Annotated in this window: 15 protein-coding genes; 13 read left to right on the top strand and 2 right to left on the bottom strand. The window is 41.0% G+C overall.

What is annotated here, in order from left to right; genetic code table 11:
* Window position 1 precedes the first annotated feature (1 nt).
* The 12 genes from M1F17_RS17240 to M1F17_RS17185 all read left to right on the top strand — a co-directional run bounded on the left by M1F17_RS17240 (window position 2) and on the right by M1F17_RS17185 (window position 10,220).
* A complete protein-coding gene (locus tag M1F17_RS17240; protein WP_004259053.1) occupies window positions 2-1,132 on the top strand; it encodes a 1-propanol dehydrogenase PduQ in 1,131 nt (376 codons plus the stop codon).
* A 58-nt stretch (window positions 1,133-1,190) separates the two neighbouring features.
* Window positions 1,191-4,622, top strand: a complete 3,432-nt coding sequence (gene cutC / locus M1F17_RS17235; RefSeq protein WP_094961556.1) for a choline trimethylamine-lyase — start codon at window positions 1,191-1,193, stop codon at window positions 4,620-4,622.
* Window positions 4,623-4,709: 87 nt separating this feature from the next.
* Window positions 4,710-5,660, top strand: coding sequence for a choline TMA-lyase-activating enzyme (gene cutD / locus M1F17_RS17230; RefSeq protein ID WP_004259033.1), 951 nt, complete (start codon window positions 4,710-4,712; stop codon window positions 5,658-5,660).
* 13 nt (window positions 5,661-5,673) lie between these two features.
* Complete coding sequence (locus M1F17_RS17225) at window positions 5,674-6,111, top strand: BMC domain-containing protein (protein WP_047757251.1); 438 nt, start codon at window positions 5,674-5,676, stop codon at window positions 6,109-6,111.
* Window positions 6,108-6,752 carry a phosphate propanoyltransferase gene (locus tag M1F17_RS17220; RefSeq protein ID WP_094961555.1) on the top strand — a complete coding sequence of 215 codons (645 nt, stop codon included), beginning with the start codon at window positions 6,108-6,110 and terminating at the stop codon, window positions 6,750-6,752. Before M1F17_RS17225 ends, M1F17_RS17220 begins: the two co-directional genes overlap by 4 nt.
* 41 nt (window positions 6,753-6,793) lie before the next feature.
* Window positions 6,794-7,459 (top strand): hypothetical protein, encoded by a 666-nt coding sequence (locus M1F17_RS17215; protein WP_240704998.1) that lies wholly within the window; start codon window positions 6,794-6,796, stop codon window positions 7,457-7,459.
* Window positions 7,460-7,514: 55 nt separating this feature from the next.
* Window positions 7,515-7,943, top strand: coding sequence for a DMT family transporter (locus M1F17_RS17210; protein ID WP_004259023.1), 429 nt, complete (start codon window positions 7,515-7,517; stop codon window positions 7,941-7,943).
* A gap of 21 nt (window positions 7,944-7,964) precedes the next feature.
* Window positions 7,965-8,291: a DMT family transporter gene (locus M1F17_RS17205; RefSeq protein WP_004259019.1), complete on the top strand. Its 327-nt coding sequence runs from the start codon at window positions 7,965-7,967 to the stop codon at window positions 8,289-8,291.
* Between the two features lie 196 nt (window positions 8,292-8,487).
* Complete coding sequence (locus M1F17_RS17200) at window positions 8,488-8,823, top strand: tRNA-binding protein (protein WP_110591171.1); 336 nt, start codon at window positions 8,488-8,490, stop codon at window positions 8,821-8,823.
* Between the two features lie 74 nt (window positions 8,824-8,897).
* Entirely contained in the window at window positions 8,898-9,140 is a 243-nt protein-coding gene (locus tag M1F17_RS17195) for a type II toxin-antitoxin system ParD family antitoxin (protein ID WP_094961552.1), read from the top strand.
* Window positions 9,133-9,438 carry a type II toxin-antitoxin system RelE/ParE family toxin gene (locus tag M1F17_RS17190; protein ID WP_047757257.1) on the top strand — a complete coding sequence of 102 codons (306 nt, stop codon included), beginning with the start codon at window positions 9,133-9,135 and terminating at the stop codon, window positions 9,436-9,438. Before M1F17_RS17195 ends, M1F17_RS17190 begins: the two co-directional genes overlap by 8 nt.
* Window positions 9,439-9,518: 80 nt before the next feature.
* Window positions 9,519-10,220 (top strand): helix-turn-helix domain-containing protein, encoded by a 702-nt coding sequence (locus M1F17_RS17185; RefSeq protein ID WP_094961551.1) that lies wholly within the window; start codon window positions 9,519-9,521, stop codon window positions 10,218-10,220.
* Between the two features lie 74 nt (window positions 10,221-10,294).
* Here the strand turns inward: M1F17_RS17185 and M1F17_RS17180 are convergent, their stop codons facing one another.
* Window positions 10,295-10,702 carry a DUF2628 domain-containing protein gene (locus M1F17_RS17180; RefSeq protein ID WP_036958052.1) on the bottom strand — a complete coding sequence of 136 codons (408 nt, stop codon included), beginning with the start codon at window positions 10,700-10,702 and terminating at the stop codon, window positions 10,295-10,297.
* Between the two features lie 200 nt (window positions 10,703-10,902).
* Window positions 10,903-11,283, bottom strand: coding sequence for a DUF1992 domain-containing protein (locus tag M1F17_RS17175; protein ID WP_094961550.1), 381 nt, complete (start codon window positions 11,281-11,283; stop codon window positions 10,903-10,905).
* A gap of 457 nt (window positions 11,284-11,740) precedes the next feature.
* Here M1F17_RS17175 and M1F17_RS17170 point away from each other — a divergent pair, with 457 nt between their 5' ends.
* On the top strand, window positions 11,741-13,294 hold the full coding sequence (locus tag M1F17_RS17170) for an AbgT family transporter (RefSeq protein ID WP_318837082.1): 1,554 nt from the start codon (window positions 11,741-11,743) through the stop codon (window positions 13,292-13,294).
* Window positions 13,295-13,314 lie beyond the last annotated feature (20 nt).

Genomic DNA, 13,314 nt, shown 5'->3' with positions numbered 1-13,314 from the left:
CATGAACCAGTTTTTGATTAAACCTAAAGTCCAATTCGGTGCTAACGCATTGGATTTTATCTCACAAATGAGTGCTCACCATGCCTTTATCGTCACTGACAAAGCGATGGTGAAGTTTGGCTTAGCTGATGAAGTCACTCGCAGGCTAACCCAAAGTGGCATCACATTTTCGATTTACGACGATGTTGTGCCGGACCCAGACATTTCAGCCATTGTTAACGGCATGAAAATCATGGATATGCAATATCCAGATGTGGTGATTGCACTCGGTGGTGGGTCGGTGATTGATGCTGCGAAAGCTGTTATTTACTCCCTCTGGCACACCAGAAAAAACGTCAATCGAGTCAAACCGCAGTTTATCGCGATCCCAACCACCAGTGGGACGGGTTCAGAGGTGACTTCATTTTCAGTCATCAAGTCACAGTCTGAAAAGTTGGTTTTAGTTGACGAATTCATGCTGCCAGATGTCGCCATTTTAGACCCTGTACTGGTGAAATCCGTACCAGCTTCGATTACTGCAGATACAGGTATGGACGTGCTGTGTCATGCACTGGAAGCTTATGTTTCTCGCACCGCATCTGATTTTTCGGATGCCTTAGCAGAAAAAGCAGTGCAATTGGTTTTTGGTCACTTAATTGATTGTTATCGCGACGGTAGCAACTTAGTGGCACGCGAAAAAATGCACAACGCTTCATGTATTGCCGGTATGGCCTTTACTAACGCATCACTTGGGATAACTCACAGCTTAGCCCATGCATTAGGCGGCGTATTTCATATTCCACATGGTCGTGCCAATGCCTTATTGATGGCTCAAGTCGTGGCTTTCAATGCGGATTTTGAAGGCCGCTGTGATAGCGAAGCCGCGAAACGTTACGCGAGTCTTGCAAGAAACTTGAATTTACCTGCTTCAACAATACGTGAAGGCGTTGAGAGCTTAATTATGGCAATCAACGTATTGAAAGATGAAATGAATATGCCAAAAGGCATTCAAGCAACCGGTATTAATGAATTCGATTTTAACGCCCGTTTAGGGGAAATGGTTGGGCAAGCACTGCGCGATAGTTGCACTCCGACCAATCCACGGGATGTGAGCAAGGTGCAACTGGAAGTGCTGTATAGACAGTCTTTTTAACAGTTAACGCTTTTATGTGATGAACAACAAACTAGAAAGAACATCAGGATAGGCTAACATGAATAAATATGCTTTGACCCCACGCGTAAAAATGCTGGCTGAACGCTTAAGTGCCCGCAATAGCTCAATTATTACTGAACGTGCCAATATTTTAGAAGCGCTTGGCAACCAACTGTCTGGCGCACCGCAGGCGATTAAACCTGCACAACGTTTTTATGAATTTATCCGTCATTTTCCTGCATTTATTGCCCAAGATGAGTTGATTATTGGTAGCCAATCATCAACGCCTCGTGGGGCGATTTTCCATACTGAAAATGAAATCAACAGCCACAGCATTTATACGTTTTTAGCTGGCGATAGCGCCATTGATGCACCCGATTACTTAGCGGTATTAAACATCGGTTTTTTAGCTATCAAAGCGCAATTAGAAAATAAAGTTAGAAATATCGGCAGTGCAGTTAGCCGTAATAGTATTGATGAGGCGAATAACTGCCGCTCGGCAATTTACGCATGTGATGCCGCTATCCATTTTGCGCAAGCTTTAGCTTCTAAAGCAGAGAGCATGGCAGCAGCAGAGTCTAATCAATACCGTCGCGCAGAGTTACAAGAAAGCGCAGCAATTTTACGTAATGTGCCAGCAAAACCAGCACAAACCTTCAAAGAAGCTTGCCAAGCGTTCTATTTACTGCAACTTATCCTACATTTAGAAAATGGCAGTTATGCAGTTAACCCAATGGGGTTCGATAAAGCAGTTTACCCATTCTACCAACGCGATATTGAACAAGGCCGCTTAACCCAAGCACAAGCTTATGAGATTGTAGAAAGTTTATGGTTGAAACTGGCTGAGCTCTCTGAAGTTCGCTCAACCAAGCAAGTCGATGGCTACCCAATGTTCGATGCATTAAAAGACGGCATTTATCTGAATGACCCTCGTGTATGCATTAACGAATTATCAGCTATGATGTTATCTGCTCATGAAAACATCAGTGCCATCAATAACGGCTTAAAAGTTCGTTTATATTGCGGAAAAAACAGCATTCAGCCGCAATACGCCGCGCCAAATGCCAGCTATGTTGCTCCAACGGCACAAGCGGAAACTGAATTCAAAGTGATGGAAGGGTTAACGCCTCGCTTACAACGCTTGCGTAACCGCTACTTAGAAGCACGCCCAAGTGTGTCTATCTATCGTGCACTCGCCTTCACTGAAGTTGTCAAAAATAACCCTGGTTTACCGCCAATTCTATTGCGTGCGAAAGCATTCCGCCGCGCTTGTGAAACTGCGCCAATCTTAATTCAGCCGGAAGAACTGATTGTAGGCCATCCATGTGGTAAAGCCCGTGCGGGTGCTTTCTCCCCAGATATCGCATGGCGCTGGGTGGTCGAAGAACTCGATACCATGAGTACGCGCCCACAAGATCCATTTGTTATCTCAGAAGAAGACAAAAAAGTGATCCGCGAGGAAATCGCGCCATTCTGGGAAGGGCGCTCATTGGATGAAATTTGTGAGGCTCAATACCGCGAAGCGGGGGTATGGGAATTCAGCGGTGAAACGTTTGTCAGTGACTTGTCTTATCACCAAATCAACGGTGGTGGAGATACTTGTCCGGGTTATGACGTGCTGTTATTCACCAAAGGAATGAATGGCATTAAAGCAGATGCTCAGGCGAAACTGGCTGAGTTAAGTATGGAAAACCCAGAAGATATTGACCGTATTTATTTCTATAAAGCGTCAATTGAAACCTGTGAAGGGGTAGTGGCGTATTCACACCGTATTGCTGCGCATGCTCGTGAATTAGCCGTGCTGGAGTCAGACCAAAAACGTCGCGAAGAATTGCTGACTATCGCACAAGTCAACGAAAACGTGCCAGCGAACCCACCGACAACGTTGCAAGAAGCATTACAAAGCATTTGGACTGTTGAGTCATTGTTTGAAATCGAAGAAAACCAAACAGGTCTTTCTTTGGGACGTCTCGACCAGTACTGCTTCCCAATGTATGAAAACGACATCAAAACAGGCCGTTTAACCCAAGAACAAGCATTAGAAATGATGCAGGCATTTATTATCAAGTGTGCTGAGTTAATGTGGATGTCGAGTGAGCTGGGTGCGAAATATTTTGCAGGTTATCAGCCATTTATCAACTTAACGGTGGGTGGACAAAAACGTTCTGGTGGCGATGCTTGTAACGACTTAACTTACTTAATCATGGATGCGGTTCGTTTCGTTAAAGTGTATCAGCCATCGTTGGCTTGTCGTATTCATAACCAATCACCACAGAAATACATGGAAAAAATCGTTGATGTCGTGAAAGCCGGAATGGGCTTCCCTGCCTGTCACTTCGACGATTCCCACATCAAAATGATGTTGCGTAAAGGCTTCGATTTTGAAGATGCGCGTGATTACTGTTTGATGGGCTGTGTTGAGCCACAGAAATCAGGCCGTATTTATCAATGGACATCAACTGGTTACACCCAATGGCCAATCGCGATTGAGTTTGTATTAAACCGTGGTCGCATGGTGCTATTCGATAGCTACCAAGGCTTAGATACCGGTGATTTACGTGATCTGAAAACATTCGAAGACTTTGATAATGCAGTGAAAGCGCAGATTGCTCATATTATTCGCTTATCCGCTATCGGTACCGTTATCAGCCAGCGAGTTCACCGTGATGTGGCACCAAAACCCTTAATGTCTTTGCTAGTGGAAGGCTGTATGGAAAAAGGGAAAGACGTTGCAGCGGGTGGGGCGATGATCAACCACGGCCCAGGGCTGATTTTCTCTGGTCTTGCAACCTATGTTGACTCCATTGTCGCGATTCGCAAATTGGTTTATGAAGATGGCCGCTACACCCTTGAGCAAATTCGTGATGGATTATTAGCTAACTTTGAAGGCTATGACGAATTACGCCGTGACTGCTTAAATGCGCCTAAATTTGGTAACGATGATGACTATGTTGACCAATACGCACTCGATATTACGGAGTGGACAGAGCGTGAGTGTCGTAAGTACGACATGTTGTATTCAACACTGAGTCACGGAACTTTATCCATCTCCAACAACACGCCGATTGGTGAGTTAACCGCAGCAAGTGCCAACGGTCGCTTGGCGTGGATGCCGTTATCCGATGGTATCAGCCCAACACAAGGTGCGGATAAACAAGGCCCAACTGCCATCATTAAATCAATCAGCAAAATGAATGTTGAAACGATGAACATTGGCATGGTGCATAACTTTAAGTTCTTAAAAGGCTTATTGGACACACCAGAAGGCCGCCACGGCTTAATCACCTTGCTAAGAACCGCGTCTATCTTAGGAAACGGTCAAATGCAGTTCAGCTATGTCGATAACGAAATGCTGAAAAAAGCCCAGCAAGAGCCTGAAAAATACCGTGATTTAATCGTTCGTGTCGCGGGGTACAGCGCCTACTTCGTTGAACTCTGTAAAGAAGTTCAAGATGAAATTATTAGCCGTACTGTAATTGAGAAGTTCTAAACCCATGTAGGCAGGTATGAATTTATACCTGCCATTTTATAACAACAATAATAAATTCTGATTTATAAACATAGTGTTAGAGGTGCAATGATGAGCGCGGCAGAGATTAAAGGTCGGATATTTAATATCCAAAAATACTCGATTTATGATGGCGACGGTATCCGAACACTGATTTTCTTAAAAGGGTGCAATATTCGTTGCCCATGGTGCGCTAACCCAGAAGGGTTAAGTAGCCAGTTTCAAGTGATGTTTTCCCACGATAAATGCGTCAATTGTGGGAAATGCGTTGATGTCTGCCCGACAGGGATCCACTACAAAACTATTAATGAGCAAGGTGAGCAAATTCACCGCGTGAATCGCAGCATTGATTGTATCGGTTGCCGTAAATGTGAAGAAGTATGCATTGGCGGTGCATTAGACATCATGGGTAAAGATGTCACTGTGGCCGAAATGATGGATATCATCATGCAAGATTATGATTTTTATATTTCTTCCGGTGGTGGTGTGACAATCGGTGGAGGCGAAATGAGCCTACAAACCGATTTTGCAGTCGCTCTACTGCGTGAGTGTAAAAAAATGATGATCAACACCGCAATAGAAACCCAAGGTACAACATCGTTAGAAAACTATGAAAAGTTAGCTGAAGTTGTCGACCTATTCCTCTATGACATTAAACATATTGATACTGCGCAGCATAAAAATCTATTCGGTATTGGCAATGAAAATGTTCGCCGCAACCTCGAAAGATTGATTGATCTCGGCGCGAACGTGGTTGTCAGAATGCCATTAGTTCGTGGCTATAACGACTCGTTTGATGCCATTACAGGGGCGATTAACTATGCGATGGAATTATCCAAACGCGGCAATGTAAAACGCATCGATATTCTGCCTTATCACCAGTTGGGCCGCGGTAAGTACGACAAACTGGATATGATTTATCCTGTTAAGCAAGACCCAACCTATAGTGCAGAAGAATTAGACCAACTTGAAGCATTCTTCAAACAATTTGATTTCGATATTCGACTGGTTCGTCACTAAGTAGGAGAGACAGATGAAAAGTTTAGGCGTAATTGAAACTCGGGGACTGACATCCGCAATACAGGCTGCTGATGCGGCGTGTAAAGCCGCCAGTGTAGAAATTGTAGGTTATCGAAAAATCGGCTCTGGACTGGTATCCGTTTGTTTCCAAGGCGAAATCAGTGCTGTTCGCACCGCAGTTGACCATGGTATTGAAGTGATCGCCAATAGTCAGCTACTCGTCGGCTCATTAGTGATTGCGCGGCCTGAAGAAAGCGTAATCAGTAAATTGCTAACAGTGAAAAGTAAAAAAGGTGAGTTAGAGAAAAGTCTTCAGCCAGAAGTAAAAGCAGAAAAGTTAGTGGAAAAAGCGGTTGTTGAGGCTAAAACAGAAGCGCCTGTGGTTGAAGTTAAAACCGACATCAATGTGAAAGACATCAAGAATGACCCGCGTAAAGGGAAAAAATCATGATGAATGAGCAATTAATGGGGAAAATATTGGAGCGGCTTTCAGCCTATACACCAGCACAAGGCAGCGTTTCCAACATTGCTATCCCTGTCGGAATATCTAACCGCCATGTTCATCTTTCACAACAGGACGTTGAAGCCTTGTTTGGCCAAGGATATCAGCTGACGCCATTTAAAGATTTAAAACAGCCCGGGCAATTTGCGGCGAAAGAATGCGTCATGGTGGTGGGACCAAAAGGGTCGATTAGCAAAGTCAGAGTACTAGGGCCTGTTCGCACAAAAACGCAATTAGAAGTGTCTAAGGCCGACTGCTTTGCGCTTGGTATAAAAGCGCCGGTAAGAGAGTCAGGTGACATGGCAGGTTCAGGCAATGCTTTACTGATTGGCCCAGCGGGGCATGTCAATCTTGAGTCGCAGGTTATTTGTGCTCAGCGTCATATTCATATGAGTGTGATGGACTCAAGAGCATTAAATGTGGTGAATGGGCAAAAGGTGAATATCCGTACTGAAGGTGAACGCAGCTTAGTGTTTGATGAAGTTGTCGTGAGAGTGGATGAACGCTTTTCTCTTGAGTTTCATATTGATACCGATGAAGCAAATGCCGCGGGCTTACGCAATAACGATAGCGTATTTATCGCGGGCTAAGGAGTGGTGGCAGAATGAACGAAAAACTGATCGAGCGAATTGTGCAGCAAGTTTTACGTCAGTTAAAGCGACAAGTTCTGGTGGTGCTATCGCCTGTTGAGGGGTATCAGCAAGCTATTTACCAAAGACTGGCACAGTTAGATTCTGTTTCTTTTTCCTTTTATGCCACCGCATCAATGCACCAGTCTTTTGATGTTGAAAAATGGGCTGAATTGGGAAGTGTTATAAATAAAAGCACCTTATCAATAAATAGTTTAAATCATTATGACAGCCTGTTTTTACCGTTTATTGATGCAAAAGTCGTTGGTGAGATAGCCAATGGTTTGTTTATGAGTGAGGAAAGTGAGTTAGTCTTTCATGCATTATCACAAAACATGCCGATATTGGCACTGAAATACCATTGTTGCCCTGAAAGTGAATTAAGTCAGGTTTTAGGTTTAAATAAAAATGAAAATTATAATCAGTTGATTAAAGAAAATATCACTAAAGCAATCAAGTTAGGTGTTTATTTTGATTCATTTAATGAAATAGAAAATAAATTTTTAATTCGTGATATTACTGAAAATTTAAAACCTGAAATAAATAATGAACATCCAAATCGCTATATTACTTTAAAGGAAGTAATGAATAACCCTAGGGGGTATTGCGCGAATGAAAATAAATTAACAGATTCAGCAATCGATTATTTAAAGTCTCTTAAAAAATAAAGTTATTTAATCAAATTAAAAATTAATCTTTCTATTTATTGTAGGAGTATTATCTATGTCCCCTAAAGCAAAGTCATGGCTTTGGATGCTGGCGGTTATTGTTTCTGAAACCTCAGCAACATCGACCTTAAAAATGTTTGATAATAGTGAAGGTATGACTAAATCATTATTATTGGCATTAATCGTTGTGCTATATGTTATTTGTTACTATTCACTTTCTCGGGCAGTAAAATATATTCCTGTTGGTTTGGCTTATGCAACATGGTCAGGTACAGGGATCTTAATGGTTTCTACCCTCGGCATGCTATTTTATGGGCAACACCCAGACACTGCGGCGATGATCGGTATGGCCGTGATCGCGAGTGGCATTGTGATCATGAATCTATTCTCCAAAATGGGCTCCGATGATCCGGAAGAAACTGAACCATCTAAAGATGAAACTGAGTCTTCATTATTATCAACAAAAAATAACACAGCTCATTAATTCAAAGTTAAGGGGAATATTATGTTTACTGGATTTTTATGGTTAGCGCTTTCTATTGGCTCTGAAATAACGGGTACTTCAATGATAAAAAAGACCAATAGCTTTAGCAAATTGGGTCCATCTGTATTAGTCATTGTTGCTTATTGCTTGTGTTATTTCGCACTAACCCGTGCAATGGGTTATATCCCAGTCGGTGTGGCTTATTCATTATGGTGTGGGTTTGGTATTGTCGGTGTGACACTCGTTTCTATGATTTTATATAAACAAAAACCCGATTTCCCAGCAGTATTTGCGATGGGCCTCATTATCACTGGTGGGATCATTATGAATACATTTTCAACGATGTAGTAAAAAAGAAAACGCCGTACTTCAACATACTTTCTGTTATTTATCTTTAGCCCTCATTTTTATGAGGGTTATTTTTTGCTTATCATCTGAGCCCTGTGGTGGTTTGGCTACATAAAATGACGTTCTGGCGATAAACCGCAAAGCCTGTTGTATGTTAATTTATTACACATAAGTAATTTAATTTAGGAATGGATTTATGCAAATTATTGAATGGGATGATTTTACCCGTGTTGAAATGCGTGTTGGGACTATTGTTAGTGCACAAGTCAACAGTAAAGCCAAAAAGCCAGCTTATGTTATGGAAGTTGATTTAGGCGAATTGGGTATTAAGCGCTCTAGCGCACAGATCACTGTCAATTATACGCCAGATGATTTGATTGGTAAGCAGGTACTATGTGTGTGTAACTTTGAAGTCAAGCGTATAGCAGGCATTAAATCGGAAGTGTTGATCACGGGGGCACCTGATGAAAAGGGGGCGATTGTTCTTGCTGAATTTAACTTACCTTTGCCGAATGGGGCGCTTTTAGCCTAATGCCTACATTGATTGATTTTATGGTGATAACCCACTAAAATAATTGTGTTAATAATTAACACAAAGGTGATCTTATGGCTCGTACCACAAGTGTGACAATCGGAACGCAATTAGATGAATTTGTAAATCAACTGATTTCATCTGGAAGGTATGGTTCAACAAGTGAAGTTGTTCGCTCCGCACTGCGTTTACTTGAAATTCAAGAAAAACAAACGGCTGCATTGAAGATGCTAATTGAAGAAGGTGAAAAAAGCGGTGAATCATCATTCACACTCCATGATATAGCCAAAAAAATGAAGACCGCACATAATGTATAAACTTTCTAACTTAGCCGCTAAAGATTTTGAAGGAATATTTGAATATACTTTGGTGAATTTTGGTGTCAGTAAAGCGGATGAGTATACTAAAAGTTTACATTGTGCGTTAGAAATGTTGAGCTCCAATCCTTTGATAGGACTGAAGTGTGCGGAAATTTCAGAGGGGATTAGGCGTTATAATCATTCTAAGCATGTCATTTTTTATCGGCAGAGAACCAAAGATATCTTTGTTATACGAGTTCTTCACCAGCAAATGGAACCGCTGAAACATTTTTATTTTGATGAATTTGATAGATAGGCCAGTTACTTCCTCTATAGCAATATTACCACCTATAGTCCTATACTCTTGCTATTCATTGACCGTGGGAGTGAAACCCTTTGCGATTACCTGAGCTTCATTTTCGCCAATATTCGAACGACGTCATTTCTCATCAACATGATGGGCAGTGGCAAGTCGTTTTGTCGTTATCTGGGCAGATGGAAATTAATATGTACCGGCAACATTTTCTGTTAAATGCAGGAAAGGGGGTCGTGATCCCGCCTAGTGTGAGTCATGCATTTAGCGGGCAGCTAGGAAATCAAAACTACGTATTAGAAATGCCAGCCACAGCACAATGGGCATTAAATGAAAAAATGACGCAATTTACTCTGACACCTGCCGCAATTGGTCTTTTGAATTGGTTGCAAAACTTCCCACAAGCTCTGGAACATAATTTTACGGTTGCTCGTCTATTGTTGGCACAGTTAAAACCTGAAAATAAATGGATTGATGAGCTTTCTCAATGGGTGGAACTGCGTCTACACCATCCTATTAGTTGTGAAGATATGGCAACGGCTTTTTGTATGTCAGTGAGTACGCTTCAACGAAAAATAAAGGCTGAAACACAGTTAACGGCGATGCAGTTTCTATTACAAAAACGCATGGAAGCGGCAGGGCGCTTATTATTATCCAATAAATCAATAGAACAAATTGCATTAGCGGTGGGCTATGACTCACATTCGGCATTTAGTCATGCATTTCGCCAATTTTATAGCAAAACACCGAATGAATATCGTTTGCAGGGAAGTCACTTACGGTAGGTTATTTTGGGGAGCTTTGTTGCCAGATAAAAATTAGCCACCTCGCCCGCAGCCAATTTTTATCTTTTTACAGCTTAGACCATGCGGATCCCTTCAAATGGGTTCCAGTTGTCCAATCCTTTGGTTTCTTTAATATAGTAAGCATAATTGGCAACCATGGCCCACAGCGCTGACATACCGACAGATACCCCTGTAAAGACGGCATTAGGGATCGTTCCACCAATCATAAAATCAATAATATTCAAAACTAGACCAACCCCAAGAGTGATACCAAGCATCACCAACCCTTTCTTCCACAGCCCTAAAATCAAGAAGTAAATAATACCGAAGAAGAAGGCAAAAATGTTCATATTAATGAGAATACGCTTACCGAAAGAGGCGGCTTTCAACGCTGCTTTGAATTCAGGCGTATCAGGAGCACCATGCTTATCAAAAAAGTCGAAACGTTCTTGCCATTTATTAGAATATTGTTTCTGTTCCATTTTCCATCTCTTGCTTATTAATAAGTATAAAATAGGGATTGATAATACTTGGATAACCATATAAAAAAGAGGTAAATAGTCTTAATATGACTATTAAGGGACATTTTTAATAACGAATCAAGCAAAGAGAAATAAAGGAAGAATGATTAAGATAAATAGTAAACGGATAATGGATTAATTTATTGTAAGACTTACCTACATTATTTGGTATTTGACTTATTGGCTATTTGTTCAGAAATTGAATTTGCATAGTTGCCATGTAAAAAATCAGTATTTACATTAGCTTGTTTGAGTTTTAGTTCGAGTAAAGCTAATTGCTTACTCATCGACGTATAATTGGGGTCGTCCACAGAGAGACCTTGTAGCATATGGCTTAGCGTTAGTGCATCTTTCCTTTGTTGTAATTCAGTGGGTAAATAGCCCGAGTTCTTTAATATTCGATACCCAGCCCTAAGTTCAGGTGGAACTAAACTATCATCTTCAAGCTGTAACATTTTTCCCTCGCCATTTAAATTTGAAAGCTCCCCTTTACTCAGAGCTTCTTGAATATGGCGTTCTGCCCAAAGATCAATGACTGACATGATAGTGACTCCATGAATTGATTTTTTACTATTATAGCCTTCCATATCAATATAAAGAAAGTTGGTAGATTATTCTTTGTTGGGGTTGTTATTCCGAATTATAAGTAAGGTTTTATCGAGTATTTATAAATAAGGTTTTTACTATTAATATGAAATAAAACTGCTAAAAAATAATATTTAATTAGTGATAAATGACGAATAAACGTCATAGATAATATGAAAATTGTTATATTGACCACACTTATAGAAATTAATTTATCTGATTTACTTTGGTTTTAATTAGTGCCTTTATTTAAATTAATAATATTAATGACTAATAAAAATGAATTATCCCTAATTATGTTGAATTTTATGTCTAGATTGTGTGAATTTTGTTGATTTGAAATGATCTATTTGTAAATGGTAAAAAACAAAAACATTGTGTAATGTCCGTTTTTCTTGTTTATAAGGAGAAAATATGGAACAAAAGAAGCAAGAGGGAAGCCGTTTTTTGCGAACGGTTGAGTGGCTAGGTAATGCACTACCACATCCCGTCATTTTATTTATTATTTTAATTGCAATTTTATTAGTTTCCTCAGCAATTGGTCAGTACTTTGGTGTAAGCGTGCCAGATCCGCGCCCAGAAGGCGCAAAAGGGCGGGCAGAAGACGGTATTATTCATATTGTAAGTTTATTGGATGCCGAAGGGATCCGAAAAATTATTGCGAATGTCGTCACCAACTTTACAGGTTTCGCACCATTAGGGACGGTATTAGTGGCATTATTAGGGGTTGGAATTGCAGAGCGGGCCGGCTTACTTTCCGCGGCTATGCGCTTAATTGTCACCAAAGCTCCGCGAAAATTAACCACAATGGCTATCGTGTTTGCGGGGATCATGTCAAACACCGCGGCAGAATTGGGCTATGTGGTGCTTATTCCACTGGCTGCCATTATTTTCCATTCATTAGGTCGTCATCCTTTAGCGGGTCTTGCCGCCGCATTTGCTGGCGTTTCAGGTGGTTATTCAGCAAACTTACTATTAGGTACGGTTGACCCGTTACTTTCGGGTATCACTCAGCAAGCTGCGCAAATCATTGATCCAACTTATATCGTGGGTGCAGAAGCAAACTGGTACTTTATGTTTGCCAGTACGTTTTTAATCACTATTTTAGGTTATTTGATCACCGAAAAAATTGTGGAACCCCAGTTGGGTCCATATACAGGTGGTGCCGTTGATGAAGATGAAAATAGCCTTTATGCTTCTGCAAACGTTACTCCACTTGAGAAAAAAGCGTTATTCTGGGCATCAGTTACCTTCTGGGGATTAGCGGCAATTTTGGCGTTGATGGTGGTACCAGAGAACGGAATATTACGGAATCAGGAAACGGGATTAGTTAGCAACTCGCCATTCTTAAAAGGTATTGTGGTCTTTATTTTTGTCTTCTTTGCCGTTCCAGGCATCGTGTATGGTTATATTGCTAAAACTATGCGCTCGGATAAAGACATTGTTGATGCAATGGCTGGAGCAATGAGTACGCTCGGTTTATACCTTGTCATTATTTTCTTCGCGGCACAATTTGTTGCTTTCTTTGGTTGGACAAACATCGGGCAAGTTATCGCAGTTAAAGGTGCCAACTTCTTAAATAGTATCGACCTTCACGGTGGTGTGCTGTTTATTGGCTTTATTCTTATCTGTGCATTTATTAATTTAATGATTGGCTCAGCATCAGCCCAATGGGCGGTAACGGCACCTATTTTTGTTCCTATGCTAATGTTAGCGGGCTATGCGCCAGAAACTATTCAAGCGGCATACCGAATTGGTGATTCGGTCACGAATATTATCACACCGATGATGAGCTACTTTGGCTTAATTATGGCGATTGTTGTGAAATATAAGAAAGATGCAGGGATTGGTACACTTGTCTCAATGATGTTGCCTTATTCCATCATTTTCTTCATTGGTTGGTCATTATTCTTTATCGTATGGGTATTTGTATTAGGGATTCGGTCATGTATTCAATCCGGTGATTAACCTGTAATATAGGGTAATTT

This window comes from Providencia sp. PROV073, from assembly GCF_033688125.1.
GTDB lineage: Bacteria > Pseudomonadota > Gammaproteobacteria > Enterobacterales > Enterobacteriaceae > Providencia > Providencia hangzhouensis.
This window is presented reverse-complemented; position numbering and strand designations above follow the sequence as displayed.